Origin of the sequence: Shewanella sp. MBTL60-007 (assembly GCF_019654915.1) — a bacterium.
In the GTDB taxonomy this organism is placed as follows: domain Bacteria; phylum Pseudomonadota; class Gammaproteobacteria; order Enterobacterales; family Shewanellaceae; genus Shewanella.
In genome coordinates this window covers 40,859-57,068 of record NZ_BPET01000036.1, presented here as the reverse complement: position 1 = coordinate 57,068, position 16,210 = coordinate 40,859, and the positions used below count along the sequence as shown (strand labels likewise).

Below are 16,210 nucleotides of genomic sequence, written 5' to 3'. Positions count from 1 at the left end.
TTTATATATCCATGGCCCTATCCTCTACTTTTGAAATTCCGGGTCGTTATCTGTAGTTGTCACAATCGAGTTCGAGACTATTTCTTGATTGCTTGATTTGTAGTCTAGAGTAATTTTCATTACAATTTCACAATAAAAATTTTACATTGTGAATTTTACAGAATGAAAAATAATCAGAGCTTGATCAGAAAGTCACATTTCTTGGGCACAAAGATCCGTAACTTGAGGAAGAGAAATCACCTCACGATGGAAGATCTCTCTGCGCGCTGCGTACGTGTTGATCCCGAATCAGCCCCCTCTGTATCCTACTTATCCATGATTGAGCGTGGTAAGCGTGTACCTAGCGCAGGCATGCTTGCAGTCATCGCCGCGGTGTTTCAAAAAGAGATAGATTGGTTTCTAGATGATGTGCCCGAAGATGATGCAATTACCCCTAATAAAGGACGCCGTGGTGGTATAAGTGGAATGGCGTTAGAGCCAAGCTTTCTTTTTTCCAATGACATTTTACAGATTGCGATCCCAGAAATGCTGTCACAAACGGGTACCACAGGAAGGGAGTTTGCTCACCTCTTAATTCGTGCCCATCAAGAGCACCACCAGAACCACTTTCCTGATCTTGAGCGCGCTGCCGAAGAGGTTGGACATAAACGCTTGCCGCTTGCGATAGATGATCTTAAAGATATTGCTAAATCACTAGAACTCAAATTAAAGTGGATCGATAGAACGCCTCAGGAGGTCGTTGATGAGATGGGAGTTAGCACCACCCATGTTGTCACCTCTTTTTTTGAACCGCCTTCCACCATCTATTTAAACAAGATGCTCAAGTCTTTTCCCACACGGCTTAAGTACGATTTGGCTGTGCATATTGGCCATTGCGTCCTGCATAATAAAGATGGGTTAAAATGCGTCTTAACCGCCGGAAGACGCCATACCGCCGCCCATGAAGAGCCTGCAGCACCGACTTCATCAACGCTTAATGCACAAGATATTTTACATGCATGGCGTGACTTCGAATCGAGTTTTTTTGCTGGAGCACTGCTCTGCCCTAGAGTGCCTTTCAGACAGCTCTTGGATCGACACGGCTATGAGATCGATGTTAACAAATCCATAGGCGTTTCCGCTTCTGTGGCAATGCGACGAATGACCGTGGTGTCGCCTTACCCTCATTGGCATTACTTCGATGCCTACGCGCCAGGCAAACTAAAAGCTGTCTATCGTGGTAACGGTATTCCTCTACCTTGGGGGAATATGCGCGTGGTAGAAGATCCCTGCCAACACTGGGCCGTATTTCGAATGATCAACGAACCTAAAGTCGGGACATCGGCGCAGATATCGATACTTGATGTTGCTGATGAGCCAAGGATCTATTGTTGTGAGTCGATAAAAATTAAAGATATGGCGGGTAATAATCACGTTTTATGTGCGGGTATCGATCTTAACCCTGCAATTGATGCTCAAGGCGGTGATGCAGCAAGCATTGCTGCCGAGCTAAAACAATCTTGCGCAACAAATAATGGAACGGTAGAGATGCCGAGTAATATTAAACAAAATCTAATGAGCGTGGCTAAAATCCTTAATATCAATTGGATAGAGAGAGGCATTAAAAACGAGGCAAGATTAATTTGTGCGAGAGGCGCCGTTTGTCCAAGACAACCAAGCTGTTATCAAGCAGGAAAGCCTCAATGTCTTGAGAGTTAATCGCGAACAAGGCTAAGTGCTAACACTGATAAGCGTCGATATAGCAGCAAAATAGAAACAAACAGAACGGCCTAAGTTCTGTTTGTTTAATCCAGTTTTATTTCACTTTTTTACCATAGGCAATACCTTGAACCTTAATGCATTGCTCAGAGTAACCAATACCAAATGACAGAGAATCGTCTATGGTCACATCGGTGATGATCACCGTGCCTTGAATAGCGCTTTTAGCTGCGGCAATGGCCTTAGGAGAGGAAACACTGTCCCCCATAGGGAACAGATAAAGAAACTGGGTTTGGCAACTCTCGCCAAAAATAGGCCCTAATTTGACGAGAGTATCTGTAGTCGCTTTATCCTGATAAGTACTGGTCACAAATGAGCCATGATTGGCGATATTACACCCTGTCATTGTAAGCGACACAGTCAATAGAAATGCTAATTTACGCCCTACTACCATAAGTCATTCCTTTAAAAAATAATTCCTATTAAAACGAGAGAAGCTAACTGTTCAATCCTACTCCCGCTGATATGCCAATGTATTAATGTGCTGCACCCCATAGGCAAAATGCCTTCGCCTACTAAGCAGCTAGTTAGTTCACCGTAACAATCTCAAAGTCGCGACGGTTCCCAGCAACCAGTAAACTAAACTCATCTCCTTGCTCTTTATTCATCATAGCTCTGCCAAGTGGAGACGCGAGCGTGACAACCATCACCGAATATTTATTCCAAGTTACCTTTAAGCCACCAGCGCCTGGTCCAACAAACAGATATTGGCTTTTCCCTTCGGTGTCCATCAACTCTACTAGCTTTCCTAAGCCCACCTTAGGCACATTGACCTCTGACACGCCACTTAATCGGGTAAACAAGGCGTCAAAATCTCTTATATCGGCTTGACATTGCGCTACCCTCACAGACTGTCCGTGTGCGAGATAGGATGCTTCTAGGCCAAATGTTTCATACTTACTCTTAGCAATACTCTCCGTGTCAGTTGCCGTTTCATGGGCTCGCTTTGCTGCTGCGATGGCACTGACGAGTGCTTTTTCCAGTTCCCGTCGAATAAGGTGATGCAACTGATTAATAGGTAACACTTCTCTTGCTTATCCTGAGTATAAAGCTGCCACTATACTAAGAGTACCAAAACCGCTCTACGATGGCGTATTAATAATTCGGTGTCTAGACAAAAATCCACTTGATAAACAGCGCTGAATTGTTAGCTTAGTGTTAATTGCTTGGATTATTGAAAGCAAGGTCATAGGTGTTTATCCGTTAAATCCGGCTTGAAAAGAGCTGTGTTTATCGCAGTCGGTAAAGGAATAAGATTGAAAAATCAATACAACCTGGCTTGGAATGAAATATTAATCAACTCCCTTGGCTTCGCTCCTGTTAGGCTGAAATGGTTTATATTGTCTCCCCTATTATTGTTGTGTAAACCTTGCTTGGCTCAAGATCTTGAACCTCGTAGTTACACTAACATTCCTATTGGATTGAACTTCTTAGCTGCAGGTATCGTACATTCCGAAGGTGAGCTATCCCCAGCTCCAACAGCGCCGATAACAGATGCAAACTTAACTATCGATGCAGCCGTTATTGGGTACGCACACACCTTCGCCTTAGCGGGTAGTTCATCAAAGATTGATCTTTCTACTACCCGCGTCTGCTATGAAGGTAGCGCAACAATTAATTCTGAACGCCTCTATGCTGACCGCTGTGGATATGGTGATCCGACAATAAGGCTAACCTGGAATTTTTTTGGCGCACCAGCATTAGAACCGAAAGATTTCTCCAGCTGGCAGCAAGGCGTTGTCGTTGGAGCGAGTATGCAGATTGCTTTGCCGATTGGCAGTTACGACTCAGGTAAACTACTCAATACCGGAACCAATCGTTGGGTATTTCGCCCAGGTATTGGTATGTCACATAAGCTCGGGCGCTGGTATTACGACCTGATAGCGTCAGTTCGGCTATATGGTGATAATGATGAATATTTTAACGACACTCGCTTACAACAAGAACCCCAATATACGCTCCAAGGCCACCTCATCTATAACATTAGCCGTGGACACTGGGTCTCATTGAACGCTAATCTATTTTTTGGTGGAGAAACCAAAAAAGATAATATTGCCTCATCCGATGATCAGCGTAACTCACGTTTCGGCATCACCTATTCGATCCCCGTGAGCGCCCAACACAGTGTAAAGCTCTACGCCAACACAGGTGTCATCACTGAAGTAGGTAACGACTTCGATACTTTTGGCGCATTATGGCAATACCGATTTTAATGTCATACCCATCAGGATATAAAAAGCCCAACCGCTTAAACTGCAATTGAGCTCTGTTTATATCAAGGATCGCGCCTATAGATAATACTACGAACGGTCACTCTCAGTCTAAATCGTCAAAATACCAATAGCCCGCATTAACCCACTGCGTTAACTGCGCCATAACGGCTTCATCATCAAACCAAGTTTGAATATCTTCAAGGGTAAGCATCTGTTTGTTACAGCAAGCTTCGATAACCTCTGAAGCACCTTTAGCAAACTGCACTTGCTCACCATTGATGTACATGACACCTGAGCCTATAGTCGCAGCAAAATAGAGGCAACGTAGACCCCCTAAGCGGATCAAGGGCTGTTCGGCGATAATCGCCTTAACATCTTCAACATCGAAGCCAAGATGAGCCTCCGGTAAATCCAGTTCGCACTTAGATTGCGTCAGATAACGACCACTAAACTCACTAATTAAGGTGTCGTCCAAGGTATCTACAAGTTGCTGCTTAATGCGGCTAAGATCTCGGTCATCAATTAATCCAGAGTGTTGACTAAGACCGCGGTCCGGATCGGTGATCTGTTTAGTACCAAGCTCATTATCGATAAGGTGGTCAGCCAAAGCACTCACCATATCGCGCGAAGATGCTGTGCGATAGCCTACAGAGAAACTCATCGATGGCTCTAGGGTGACGCCGTCATGGGGGTACCCTGGTGGCAGATAAAGAATATCACCCGGTAATAATTCAACATCTATGATCGGCTCAAATGCTTCGGTATGAAGCAGTGCAGGATGAGCAGCAAACTCTTTGTGTGGCCCTAAGTCTCCGACACGCCATCTACGTCTTCCTGAACCCTGACAGATAAACACATCGTAGAGATCGATATGTGGGCCCACTCCACCACCTGGCACAGCATAACTAACCATTACATCGTCTAAACGCCAGCGTGGGATAAAGTCAAAACACTTAAGCAGATCTTCAGCTTGAGGCACCCAATTATTTAATGCTTGAACAATCAATGTCCAATCGGTTTCACCGAGATGCTCATAAGATTCAAATGGACCAAACTCAGCTTGCCACTCCCCTTTTTCTCGGTAGACCCTGCGGGACTCGACCATTTCATCACAAGCTAGTCCAGCCATCTCATCTGGAGAAAGCAGATCTTTAAAGTTTTTAAATCCTTGGCGGATCACAAGCGGTTTCTTTTGCCAGTACTGCTCAAGAAATTCCTTTGGCGTTAAACCATTTATATCTAATTGCATGCTATTAACTCACGAAAATTTGCACGCATTCTATCAAATGTGACCAGATAAAAATCACGTAGGGATCATGAAAACATGCTTACTCGGTGCAGCTATTAACGAAATTATTAAAAAGCGAAGTTAACGAAAGCAAAGCTAATTGACTGTAATAGCCGGATCAATACAATACCAAGCAAACATTACAGACGAATGATTAAATTGACCAATAGCAAACTCGCCACCCTATCTCGCCCCGCCGATACCGTTATCGTACTCGACTTTGAAACCACTGGCTTGTCACCAACTCAGGGCGACCGTGCGATTGAGATAGGGGCGGTCATGCTCAAAGATGGTAAAGTTATAGACCGTTTTCAGCAGCTAATGAATCCAGGCTTTAGAGTAAGCGGCTTTATCGAAAGTTATACAGGGATTACAAACGCCATGTTAACTGATGCGCCTTCATGCGAAGAAGTTATGCTGCAATTTGCTGACTTTATCGGTGACTATAACTTGGTTGCCCATAACGCCTCTTTCGACCAACGATTTCTTGATGCCGAGCTTAATCGAATTGGTAGTCATTATGTCGGTCAATTTGCTTGCTCCATGCTCATAGCACGCAGACTCTACCAAGATGCGCCGAATCATAAGTTGGGAAGCCTAGTTAGTTATAAGAATATTGAACATGATGGTGTATTTCACCGAGCCCTAGCCGATAGTGAAATGACCGCAAACTTATGGCTGACCATGCTAGAAGATTTGCACCTAGACTACCAATTAATCAAGCCTGACTTTGGGTTATTACAGAGTATTGCCAAGCAGAGTAAATCGAATGTAAACCAATATCTTAAACGACAAAAATAGCATTTACGCACTGTTTAATCAGTGCGTAAATCCAGCTAACATTTGCTAGGTTGCTAGGAGAGAGAGTTTTATAGGCCTAACTCATCGAGTAGATCGTCAGCGTCAGTTTTACTCGCTTCCTTTTTCTCTGAGATGTTTGAAACAGGCGTAGGATTGGAATTTGCTAAAATCTGACCGTGCTCTGCAAGCAACTCATCTAAATCAAAATCATCATCCGCTTCGAATTCACTTAACTTGATAAACTCAGTCTTATCCATGGCAAATTCGAGATAGAAAATATGATTATTTTTGGTCTTAAACGATACTCTTCTCGCTACTGCTTCATCTAGGTTGGTATCGATCGATATTGTCAACTCTTTATTAATAGTCAGCATCTTAGGTTGACTTTGACTGATGCTCGTTTGCAACTCTTTGCTTATTTTGTTGATGAAATCCCCTAAGATCTGGTTCATCAATTCGCCCATCACATTACCAACTTCATCTGAAGTATGTGAAAAAGCAAGATCGGACTCAGGCATCCCCATGTTAAGCATGTATTCTCGATAGATCTCAAGCGCAGCAGGCGCCGAAAAGTTAATCACCACCAAGCCAGAAAAACCGCCATCGAAAATAGAGAAACAACCTAAATCAGGCTTTAAACAGGTACGGGTAATAGATTGCACCATACCTGCGTGGCTAACTTGACTATGCGTCGTGCTAAAAAGGACATGAGATACTGAGTGGCATAGCTTTAATAAAATATCATCGGTCGTAACTGATACAGTGGCTTGCATAAAATTAACCTTTTTAAAATAGTCGAGACATATTGCCCTAGCGAATTAACAAAACAAAGTAAAACAGCAAAACAAATTAAACGAGTTTCCCCTTTTAAAAAAAATAGCAACCGACTGACACAGCACTTGATATGGCAATCAGGTGAAATTCTAGCCTACCCAACTTAATTTGCCAGCACATATAGTGATATCACCCTGATCAAACAAATTCTATGACGCCTTGCGCAAAATCGAGCAGATATCACCCACGAACCTCTTGGCAGATACAGTTAACATTTTTAAAATAAACATACGCTTACTGTTTCACCTTAGCGACATTAAGAGTAAGTTTTATATACGTATTCGTAAACAGAGCTACAACGCTATGACAGCCCTACTAAGACAGTTTACTATTCTACAGCGCTTAATCTTAATGCTCATGCTTGCAGCAATCGGTACTGTTTGTTTCGCCAGTTTTTCAATCAACAAACAGTACAACAATATTATCGCTCAGAAATGGCTACAAAATGATGCTCTCATTAATACAGCGATTAAGATCATCGAAGCTAATAACCAGCAAGTAGATGGTCAGGCTGTCGATATTATTAAGGCTCAGCAAAGTGCCGCTCAATTGATTAATCAGATCCATTTTGGAAATGATGGTCACTTCATCATCTTAGACGCTCAGCGAAATATTATCGTTCACGGTGCAGATACGAATGCCCTATCACAAAGCGCCACCAGCCTTGTTCAATCGCAAGAACAAGCCAATCTAGACGCCTTAATCAACCTAGCCGCAACCCAAGCGTCGGCTAAGGCGCAAATTAGCTTTCCAAATCCAAGTAGCGGTCAGTTAGAAGCTAAGCTGATGGAGGCTAAACTGTACCAGCCCTGGGGCTGGACCGTGATGACAGGCAGCGATATGAGTGAAATCGAAGAACTCATGTATTCGATGGCGCTAGATTACTTAGTCATTATGCTAATAATTTCCGTACCGATTTTTCTTTTTTTCTTAGTACTTAATGTCTCTATCACTGCACCACTAAAAGATGCCATCGCCGCAATGAAGGATATCGCACAGGGTGAAGGCGATCTAACACAAAAGCTACCAACTAAAGGCAAAGATGAAGTCGCAGAGTTGGCTGAGGCTTTTAACCTGTTTGTAGTCAAAATTCACGACATGGTCGCTCAACTTCAACCTATTGGTAAAAATTTAGATAGAGATGCTATCGGCCTGCTAACCGCAGTCGAAGAGTCTAATAGCAGCGTCGAGCACCTGCATCGAGAAACCTCTAGCGTGGCAACGGCAATTAATCAAATGCTGTCCACAACCCAAGAGATGGCAAGCAGCACTAACCAAGCAGCAGATGCGGCTAACAGTGTTAAACACCAAGCTCAACAGAGTATGTCGATGATGAACTCAACACTTGATAATGTTCAACATCTTGCCGATGAACTTATACATGCGCAACAGCTGACCCACACCCTAGGTCAATCATCGGTACAGATCGGTAGTATCTTGGATGTGATCCGCGCCATAGCAGAGCAAACTAATCTTCTTGCACTTAATGCCGCCATTGAAGCCGCTAGAGCTGGAAGTCACGGTCGTGGTTTTGCTGTTGTAGCAGATGAAGTTCGTGCCTTAGCCAATCGCACCCAAGATTCCACCAATGAAATTCAAGGGATCATCAAAGATATTCAATCGGGTGTAAATTTGGTTGTCGCTAGTAACGAGCAGAACCAGAACCAATCACAGCAGGTTCAATCACAAGCTAAGGGCGTCAGTGAGTCATTGAACGATATACTCAATCTCATCGCCCATATTAGCGACATGAATACTCAGCTGGCCAGCGCTACAGAGGAACAATCCATTGTAACCGAGGAGATAAATCGTAATATCTGTACTATCACAGAGCTTACCGAAGTATCGGTAAAAGCCAATGAAAGTAACCATAATGCGGCTATATCTCTTCAGACCATCAGTAAAGACTGCGCACAAACCTTAGGCCAGTTTAAAGTTAACTAACAATCGCCAATTCAGATCCGAGGGCAATATTCGCCCTCGCGCTCTTAACCATTTGTGATAAGCTAAATTCACAAAGGGAACTTATCTAAGAGTAAATTTATGGCTCGTATGACCTTAGCGACTCACCCCGAGCTCTACACTATCCATAGCTTTTCATCTGACTGCACTATTCCCGCGGAAATTTTTCAGCAAGAGATGTATTTTATTGGCAAAACTAAGGATGAGATCTCAGTCGTTGTTTCATCTAAGCTTGCTCTAAATAGCCTTGAGCAGGAAGATGACTGGCGCTGCCTCGAAGTGATCGGTCCATTAGGTTTTTCAATGACTGGGATCCTCGCTAACGTCTCCGGAACACTTGCCAATGAAAAGATCAGTATTTTTGCTATCTCCACCTTCGATACAGACTATATTCTGGTAAAAAAAGACACCTTAGCAGCTGCGACCAAGGCGCTCAAAAAGAAAAACTATCAAATAATTGATTATTAGCTTAATAGTTCTTAGATTAATCACTCCTACGCATAAATTGAGCTAGCCATTAGCTACTTCTAAGAGTTTAAAGATGATGTATGAAAAAGTAGTGACCATTACCGCTAAACACGGCATTCACACCCGGCCTGCAGCACTTTTGGTTAAAAAGGCTAAGTCTTTCGACTGCAACATCATAGTGGAGTGTGACGGTAAAAAGGCCAGTGCAAAAAGCCTATTCAAGCTGCAAACACTGGGACTTTATCAAGGCGTTTCAGTTAAAGTTATCGCTGAAGGGGAGCGCGCTGAGCAAGCTGTGGAAGAAGTGTCTGAATTACTCATTACATTAAGTTAAGGGTCTTGCTATGTCGATTACTGGAATTGTTGTTTCATCGGGGATCGCCTTCGGTCAGGCTTTACACCTCAATTTGCATCACGAAAAAATCGACTATAGAGTCATAGCTAAAGCTCAAATTCCCGTTGAAATTCAAAAACTAAAAAAAGCCTTTGAGCTTCAAAAGCTGCACTTGGTCCAAGGGCTTACCAAATTAGAACCTAAAACCAGCCATTTCGAGCTTATCGAAGCCGATATTCTTCTATTGGAAGATGAAGAGCTAGTTAACCAAATCGAAGAGGCGATAACAGCACTGCAGATCCGCGCAGCAGTTGCAATTGAGCGTATTTTTACCTATCAAGCATCGGAGTTAGAGCAATTAGACGACCCCTATTTAGCTAATCGTGCTCAGGATATGCTCTGTTTAAGTAATCGTCTCATTGCCCGACTAAATGGCGCACAGCATCTCGATGTCAGTCAACTTAAGCAAGATACTATTATCTTCGCACACGATTTAACGCCTGCCGAATTCGCTATGCTTCCTCTTGAGCATATAACAGGCTTAGTGCTTAATACTGGCGGTATTACCAGCCATACAGCTATTCTCGCCCGTAGTGCCGGTATACCCGCCCTGCTTAGCTGCCAATATGAGCAGGCTAATATTAAAAATGGTGCTCAAGTCGTTCTTAATGCCATCGACGGTGAGCTAGTGATTGAGCCAACGAGCCAACGTCACGCTCAATTAATGCTATTAATGCAGCAGGATGTTGAACGCAAGCAACAATTATTGACCCTTAAAGATCTACCAACCGAAACCTTGGATGGTCACTGCGTATCTCTGTTAGCGAATGTTGGTAGCCTAAACGAGATCAGCCACTTAGCCGACGTTGGAGCAGAAGGGATTGGACTGTTTAGAACCGAATTCATGTTAATGAATACCAGTACACTGCCCGATGAAAAAACCCAATACCACTTTTACTGCGATGCACTGCATTTGATGGAAGGCAAAACCTTTACCATCAGAACCTTAGATGTCGGCGCAGATAAAGAGCTGCCATGTCTGACGCCATTAATAGAGGATAATCCAGCATTAGGCATTAGAGGGATCCGCTATAGTCTGGCCAACCCTGAACTTTTCAAAACCCAGATGAAGGCCATTCTAAGAGCCGCCAATCACGGTGCCATTCGTCTAATGTTCCCGATGATCAATCAAGTTGAAGAATTAGAAGCGTTATTAGGGCTCATCGACGAGTGTAAACTTGAGCTAGTAGAAGAGGAAAAAGGCTTTGGCCAACTAAGCTATGGAATTGTGGTTGAAACTCCTGCAGCGGTACTCAACCTATCTTCTATGTTACCTTTGCTCGACTTTATTAGCCTAGGCACCAATGACTTGACCCAGTATACGATGGCAGCGGACAGAACCAATCCGTCGCTAACAAAAACCTACCCGTCGCTGTCGCCTGCTGTATTACAGCTCATAAAAACCGCGGTCGACCTTGCCAAAGAAAACAATATTAGGGTTTCATTATGTGGTGAACTAGGCAGCGATCCAAAAATAGCTCCCTTACTCGTAGGTATGGGGATCGATGAGCTTAGCGTCAATTTAAGTTCACTATTAGAGGTAAAATCAGGCTTACGTGATATAAGTTACCAGACATGCGTAACCCTAGCTAAGCATGCATTAAAGATAAAAAGAATCGAAGAATTAGATCTTTACATTAACGGTTTCAAATAATACCGATATAATGGCTATCGCCTTCATCGATCTCCTATGAACATAGCAAGAGGCAAATATAGATGGGATTTTTAAGCCGTATTCGACGCCTGATCTCAGGTCAAGCTGACATCGCTGGTGTTGTGAATGTTTATGCCCCAGTTTCCGGTAAAATTGTTGCCGTAGAAAAAGTACCCGATGCCGTTTTTTCAGAGAAAATAGTAGGTGACGGATTAGCTGTCGAGCCCAAAGGCCAACTGGTCCTTGCGCCTATTGACGGCACTATAGGAAAAATATTCGAAACAAACCATGCATTTAGTATCGAATCTACTCAAGGTCTTGAGATTTTTGTCCATTTTGGCATAGGCACTGTCGAACTCAGAGGTAATGGCTTTAAGCGCCTAGCAGAAGAGGGTCAAGAGGTAAAAATCGGGGATCCTATATTAGAGTTTGATCTCGACTATTTAACCGAGCACGCCGATAGCTTGCTAACTCCCGTACTCATTGCCAATATGGAAGACATACAAAGTTTGGACAAGAAACAAGGTAACATCGAAGCAGGCAAAGATGTTATCTTTTCAGTCATGCTGTAGCGCATGAAAATCTGCGTAACTGAAATTGGCTCAACTGACAGCTTTTAGACCTGCAAAGATACGCCTTGAATAACACTCAACTAAGGCTTTATCACGTCAGTTCACTCTTGAGCCGATTCAAAAGCAATGCCACAATGCAAAAAATTTATAAAAACAGATTGGAGTACCCTTTGAGACTTTTCGGAATTAAGAACTGCGATACCGTACGTAAAGCACGTAAATGGCTAGAAGCCAATCAAATCGAAGTGGCTTTTCATGATTTTCGTGAGGACGGCCTTAACACTGAGCAGGTTGAAAAATGGGTTGCAGCTATTGGTTGGGAAACGCTATTTAATAAGCGTAGTACTAGCTTTAGAAATCTTACCGAGACAGAGAAAAGCGATCTTAATGAGAAAAAGGCCATTGCGCTCATGACCCTATATCCGACCTTGATCAAGCGTCCTGTTTTAGTTGCAAATAATCAGGTATTAGTTGGTTTTAAAGAGGCCGATTACCGCGTGTGGTTCAATCTATGAGCCAGCAAGACGAGTCCGCAGTACTAAAACTCGCCAAAGATCTTATTTCTCGCCCATCTGTAACCCCTTTAGACGAAGGGTGTCAGCCATTGATGGCCGAACGGTTGCAGCAGGCCGGCTTCGACATTGAGTCAATGGTTTTTGAAGATACAACTAATATGTGGGCTCGGCGAGGAACGCAGTCTCCGGTCTTTTGTTTTGCGGGCCACACCGATGTGGTTCCTGTTGGCGATTTAAACCGCTGGCACACACCGCCTTTTGATCCTGTCGTTATTGACGAATATCTTCATGGTCGTGGTGCTGCCGATATGAAAGGTTCATTGGCAGCCATGATTGTCGCCACCGAGCGCTTCGTTAAAAAGCATCCAGATCATCAAGGCTCGATTGCATTTCTAATTACCAGTGATGAAGAGGGACCGTTTATCAATGGCACCACTCGGGTTATCGATACTTTAGAAGCGCGGAACGAAAAAATTACTTGGTCCTTAGTAGGTGAACCATCGTCGACCCATAAGCTTGGTGATATTGTAAAAAATGGTCGCCGTGGTAGCCTCACTGGTAACTTAACGGTGAAAGGGATCCAGGGACATGTCGCCTACCCTCACCTAGCCGACAACCCTATTCATAAGGCTGCTCCGGCGCTGGATGAGCTAGCCCGTATGAAATGGGACAATGGCAATGAGTTCTTTCCACCGACCAGCTTTCAAATAGCGAATATTAACGGCGGCACTGGCGCATCAAATGTTATTCCCGGCGCACTTGAAGTGATGTTTAATTTCCGCTACTCCACAGAAGTTACCGCCGAGGTTTTGATTGAGCGTGTACTCAATATTCTAGATGCCCATGGCTTAGATTATGATATCGACTGGGTCTTTAACGGATTACCTTTCTTAACAGGTGAAGGACCTCTATTGGAGGCCACAAAAGCCGCAATTAAAAAAGTGACAGGCTCCGATACCGATCCTCAAACCTCAGGGGGAACTTCCGATGGACGGTTTATAGCCCCAACTGGTGCACAAGTTATCGAACTCGGTCCAGTCAATGCCACCATCCATAAAGTGAACGAGTGTGTGAAGGTATCCGACCTTGAGTTGCTCACCGACTGCTACGAAGCTATCTTGGAAAATCTACTGTGCAAGTAACTCAGTCCTATCTATACGGCCTCGACAAACAGGGCTTTGTCGATTGCCAAGGGCACCTTTTGGAAAAGAATACTGCCGCTGCATTTTTAACAATGCAGCGTGCAGCTGTTAACGACGGTATCGATCTTCAGATCTGCTCTGCATATCGTGATTTCGAGAAACAACTTTCCATTTGGAATGCTAAAGCAAGCGGTAAAAGAGTCCTGTTAAACAGAGAATCCAAGCCAGTATCGATAGGAAATCTATCTTCAAATGAGTTGGTAAATCTTATCCTTATATGGTCTGCTATCCCAGGTATGTCACGCCATCACTGGGGTACTGATATCGATATTTTTGATGGCAGCCGAATAAACCGTGAAGATCTCCGCCTAATTTCATCCGAATATCAAACTAACGGTCCCTGTTTTGAATTAGATCAATGGTTGAGCATTCACGCACAAGATTACGGATTTTACCGACCCTATCAGCCGTTGCTAAGTGGTGTAAGCCCAGAGCCTTGGCACTTGAGCTATTTTCCCGTTTCAGCTGGCTACCTTGAAGCTTATAATTTGCAATCAGTTAAATCGGTGCTGGAGTCTTCAGACATCCTAGAGAAAGAGACAATACTAGCCCAGTTGGATTCTCTCATTAATGAATACGTAATAAGAGTCGCTCCTATCCCTAACTGCTAGTGAACCCTTTTAAATTTAAATTATTCACACTTATTTGAGATCACACTGTGAACAAGACAGAAACAACTACCCCGTACGCCCAAAACAGACAACAACTGGTGATTGAAGGAAGAGAGCTAAGCTTCCTTGATATTGGCCAAGGCCCCGTTTTACTGCTTGGTCACAGTTACCTGTGGGATAGTGATATGTGGGCACCTCAGATTGCTCACCTCAGTCAGCACTATCGCTGTATCGTTCCAGATCTCTGGGGACACGGCTTATCTGGAGCCTTACCTAGCAATTGTCGTAACCTTAAAGATATCGCTGCCCATATGCTGTCGCTTATGGATCATCTTCAAATCGAAAAGTTCTCTGTGATTGGCTTATCTGTTGGTGCCATGTGGGGCGCAGAACTTGCGCTCAAAGCACCTACTCGTGTGCAAAGTTTGGTTATGTTGGGCAGTTTTATCGGTTATGAGCCCGAGATAACTCGCGATAAATATTATGCCATGCTCGAAGTCATTAACAATGAGCAAACAATTTCAGACAAAATCATCAACACGATTACTCCAATCTTCTTTGCTAATCATCCAAAAACCGAATTAGTCGAGATTTTCAAGGAAAAACTAAAGCATTTCGACAGCAGTAATCTTGATAACCTGTATCAGATAGGCAGAATGATTTTCGGCCGCCGTGATACCATGGATGACGCCCACCTGCTTACCCTGCCTTGTTTAATCATGACCGGAGTCGAAGATAAAGCGCGTAGCGTATTAGAAGGCTATTTAATGCATGATGCCATAGATGGTAGCGAATTCGTACATATTCCCGATTGCGGCCACATTTCGACCTTAGAGCAACCTGACTTTATTAATCATAGGCTTAGCAGTTTTTTATCGGCTAATTTCCAAGTATAGCTGTGTCAATACAAGGCTTTCACTAGATGCTTAGGTTTGGTTTTATTTACGTATTTCAAACCAGCCTAAGCACCACTTAATCTCAAGATATTCGCAACACCTAACACCGAGACGTCCGCAATAAGCGCACACAAAAGCAACAATATTAACAATTATTTAAGATTGCTATTCTATAGTACTGATTAGACCAGCTAGGTTAGGTTACAGTGATAAACTTAGCCTGCATTCAAGTTAATCTTAACTGAGCAAACATAAGGCCCAAATGAAACTACTAAAACCGCTTTTTGAAAATAATCGTCGCTGGGCAAATCGGATCTTAGAAGAAGATCCGAAATTCTTCGAGCAACTCGCCAAACAACAAACGCCTGAGTATTTATGGATAGGCTGCTCCGATAGTCGAGTCCCTTCTAATCAAATAATTGACTTGATGCCAGGGGAAGTTTTTGTCCACCGTAATATCGCCAACATGGTCATTCATACCGACTTAAACTGCTTATCAGTACTCCAGTACGCAGTCGAAGTACTCAAAGTAAAGCACATCATGGTTGTTGGCCACTATGGTTGTGGCGGCATTAAAGCCTCAATGGGCACCGACAGGTTAGGCCTTATCGACAATTGGCTAGGCCATATCCGTGACGTATACCGCTTACACAGTGCCGATCTTGATGGTATGGATGAGTCTGAACGTTTCGATCGTCTGTGCGAACTGAACGTTATGGAACAAGTTGCCAATGTAACCAGTACCACGATTGTGCAAGAAGCTTGGGCAAGGGGTCAGGATGTGGCAGTTCACGGCTGGATCTACAGTGTTGAAAACGGCTTACTCTCTGATTTAGATGTTACCGTTAATAATGAAACGGCTAACGAAAAATAGTTAATTCCTAACAATTTTTCATTACCAAATTAAGGGCTAGCTCAGACAACATACTGAGATAGCCCTTTTTTACAGCAATCGTTACTTAATTTTTACTAAATATGAGAAAAATAGTAAGAATTCTCGCAGTTACCTCCCCTTCACAGTTATAATCGGCTATTTATTTTT

Annotated in this window: 17 protein-coding genes; 13 read left to right on the top strand and 4 right to left on the bottom strand. The window is 43.4% G+C overall.

Features of this window, described 5'->3' with window-relative positions:
* The first annotated feature begins 162 nt into the window (after positions 1-162).
* Positions 163-1,698, top strand: a complete 1,536-nt coding sequence (locus K5Q92_RS14545; protein WP_220769712.1) for a DUF3612 domain-containing protein — start codon at positions 163-165, stop codon at positions 1,696-1,698.
* A 97-nt stretch (positions 1,699-1,795) separates the two neighbouring features.
* On the opposite strand, the gene K5Q92_RS14540 is transcribed toward K5Q92_RS14545, so the two are convergent.
* Positions 1,796-2,152, bottom strand: coding sequence for a TRL domain-containing protein (locus K5Q92_RS14540; RefSeq protein ID WP_259649585.1), 357 nt, complete (start codon positions 2,150-2,152; stop codon positions 1,796-1,798).
* Positions 2,153-2,285: 133 nt separating this feature from the next.
* Positions 2,286-2,783 (bottom strand): GreA/GreB family elongation factor, encoded by a 498-nt coding sequence (locus tag K5Q92_RS14535; protein ID WP_220769711.1) that lies wholly within the window; start codon positions 2,781-2,783, stop codon positions 2,286-2,288.
* A 231-nt stretch (positions 2,784-3,014) separates the two neighbouring features.
* Between K5Q92_RS14535 and K5Q92_RS14530 the strand changes: the two genes are divergently transcribed.
* Entirely contained in the window at positions 3,015-3,971 is a 957-nt protein-coding gene (locus K5Q92_RS14530) for a transporter (RefSeq protein WP_259649584.1), read from the top strand.
* Between the two features lie 103 nt (positions 3,972-4,074).
* On the opposite strand, the gene K5Q92_RS14525 is transcribed toward K5Q92_RS14530, so the two are convergent.
* The gene (locus K5Q92_RS14525) at positions 4,075-5,220 is read right to left on the bottom strand and encodes a cupin domain-containing protein (RefSeq protein WP_220769710.1); all 1,146 of its coding nucleotides are present in this window, start codon (positions 5,218-5,220) and stop codon (positions 4,075-4,077) included.
* 189 nt (positions 5,221-5,409) lie between these two features.
* Here K5Q92_RS14525 and K5Q92_RS14520 point away from each other — a divergent pair, with 189 nt between their 5' ends.
* Positions 5,410-6,060, top strand: coding sequence for a PolC-type DNA polymerase III (locus K5Q92_RS14520; RefSeq protein WP_220769709.1), 651 nt, complete (start codon positions 5,410-5,412; stop codon positions 6,058-6,060).
* Between the two features lie 68 nt (positions 6,061-6,128).
* On the opposite strand, the gene K5Q92_RS14515 is transcribed toward K5Q92_RS14520, so the two are convergent.
* On the bottom strand, positions 6,129-6,833 hold the full coding sequence (locus tag K5Q92_RS14515) for a DUF3334 family protein (protein WP_220769708.1): 705 nt from the start codon (positions 6,831-6,833) through the stop codon (positions 6,129-6,131).
* Positions 6,834-7,197: 364 nt separating this feature from the next.
* Between K5Q92_RS14515 and K5Q92_RS14510 the strand changes: the two genes are divergently transcribed.
* From K5Q92_RS14510 to can, 10 genes are all read left to right on the top strand, one after another.
* Complete coding sequence (locus K5Q92_RS14510) at positions 7,198-8,838, top strand: methyl-accepting chemotaxis protein (protein WP_220769707.1); 1,641 nt, start codon at positions 7,198-7,200, stop codon at positions 8,836-8,838.
* Positions 8,839-8,937: 99 nt separating this feature from the next.
* A complete protein-coding gene (locus K5Q92_RS14505) occupies positions 8,938-9,324 on the top strand; it encodes an ACT domain-containing protein (protein WP_220769706.1) in 387 nt (128 codons plus the stop codon).
* Positions 9,325-9,400: 76 nt separating this feature from the next.
* On the top strand, positions 9,401-9,658 hold the full coding sequence (locus tag K5Q92_RS14500) for an HPr family phosphocarrier protein (RefSeq protein ID WP_220769713.1): 258 nt from the start codon (positions 9,401-9,403) through the stop codon (positions 9,656-9,658).
* A gap of 10 nt (positions 9,659-9,668) precedes the next feature.
* Positions 9,669-11,372 (top strand): phosphoenolpyruvate--protein phosphotransferase, encoded by a 1,704-nt coding sequence (gene ptsP / locus K5Q92_RS14495; RefSeq protein WP_220769705.1) that lies wholly within the window; start codon positions 9,669-9,671, stop codon positions 11,370-11,372.
* A gap of 62 nt (positions 11,373-11,434) precedes the next feature.
* Positions 11,435-11,944: a PTS glucose transporter subunit IIA gene (gene crr, locus K5Q92_RS14490; RefSeq protein WP_220769704.1), complete on the top strand. Its 510-nt coding sequence runs from the start codon at positions 11,435-11,437 to the stop codon at positions 11,942-11,944.
* A 134-nt stretch (positions 11,945-12,078) separates the two neighbouring features.
* Positions 12,079-12,459, top strand: coding sequence for an ArsC family reductase (locus tag K5Q92_RS14485; RefSeq protein WP_220769703.1), 381 nt, complete (start codon positions 12,079-12,081; stop codon positions 12,457-12,459).
* Complete coding sequence (dapE, locus tag K5Q92_RS14480; RefSeq protein WP_220769702.1) at positions 12,456-13,601, top strand: succinyl-diaminopimelate desuccinylase; 1,146 nt, start codon at positions 12,456-12,458, stop codon at positions 13,599-13,601. The genes K5Q92_RS14485 and dapE overlap by 4 nt, the downstream gene beginning before the upstream one ends.
* Positions 13,592-14,272, top strand: a complete 681-nt coding sequence (locus K5Q92_RS14475; protein ID WP_220769701.1) for a M15 family metallopeptidase — start codon at positions 13,592-13,594, stop codon at positions 14,270-14,272. The genes dapE and K5Q92_RS14475 overlap by 10 nt, the downstream gene beginning before the upstream one ends.
* Positions 14,273-14,319: 47 nt before the next feature.
* Entirely contained in the window at positions 14,320-15,168 is an 849-nt protein-coding gene (locus tag K5Q92_RS14470) for an alpha/beta fold hydrolase (protein WP_220769700.1), read from the top strand.
* Positions 15,169-15,430: 262 nt separating this feature from the next.
* Complete coding sequence (can, locus tag K5Q92_RS14465; RefSeq protein ID WP_220769699.1) at positions 15,431-16,042, top strand: carbonate dehydratase; 612 nt, start codon at positions 15,431-15,433, stop codon at positions 16,040-16,042.
* The last annotated feature ends 168 nt before the right edge of the window (positions 16,043-16,210 follow it).

Coding starts and splice junctions, on each gene's coding strand:
- K5Q92_RS14545 (WP_220769712.1), top strand. CDS start 163: ATGAAAAATAATCAGAGCTTGATCAGAAAGTCACATTTCTTGGGCACA.
- K5Q92_RS14540 (WP_259649585.1), bottom strand. CDS start 2,152: ATGGTAGTAGGGCGTAAATTAGCATTTCTATTGACTGTGTCGCTTACA.
- K5Q92_RS14525 (WP_220769710.1), bottom strand. CDS start 5,220: ATGCAATTAGATATAAATGGTTTAACGCCAAAGGAATTTCTTGAGCAG.
- K5Q92_RS14520 (WP_220769709.1), top strand. CDS start 5,410: ATGATTAAATTGACCAATAGCAAACTCGCCACCCTATCTCGCCCCGCC.
- K5Q92_RS14515 (WP_220769708.1), bottom strand. CDS start 6,833: ATGCAAGCCACTGTATCAGTTACGACCGATGATATTTTATTAAAGCTA.
- K5Q92_RS14510 (WP_220769707.1), top strand. CDS start 7,198: ATGACAGCCCTACTAAGACAGTTTACTATTCTACAGCGCTTAATCTTA.
- K5Q92_RS14505 (WP_220769706.1), top strand. CDS start 8,938: ATGGCTCGTATGACCTTAGCGACTCACCCCGAGCTCTACACTATCCAT.
- K5Q92_RS14500 (WP_220769713.1), top strand. CDS start 9,401: ATGTATGAAAAAGTAGTGACCATTACCGCTAAACACGGCATTCACACC.
- ptsP (WP_220769705.1), top strand. CDS start 9,669: ATGTCGATTACTGGAATTGTTGTTTCATCGGGGATCGCCTTCGGTCAG.
- crr (WP_220769704.1), top strand. CDS start 11,435: ATGGGATTTTTAAGCCGTATTCGACGCCTGATCTCAGGTCAAGCTGAC.
- K5Q92_RS14485 (WP_220769703.1), top strand. CDS start 12,079: ATGCAAAAAATTTATAAAAACAGATTGGAGTACCCTTTGAGACTTTTC.
- dapE (WP_220769702.1), top strand. CDS start 12,456: ATGAGCCAGCAAGACGAGTCCGCAGTACTAAAACTCGCCAAAGATCTT.
- can (WP_220769699.1), top strand. CDS start 15,431: ATGAAACTACTAAAACCGCTTTTTGAAAATAATCGTCGCTGGGCAAAT.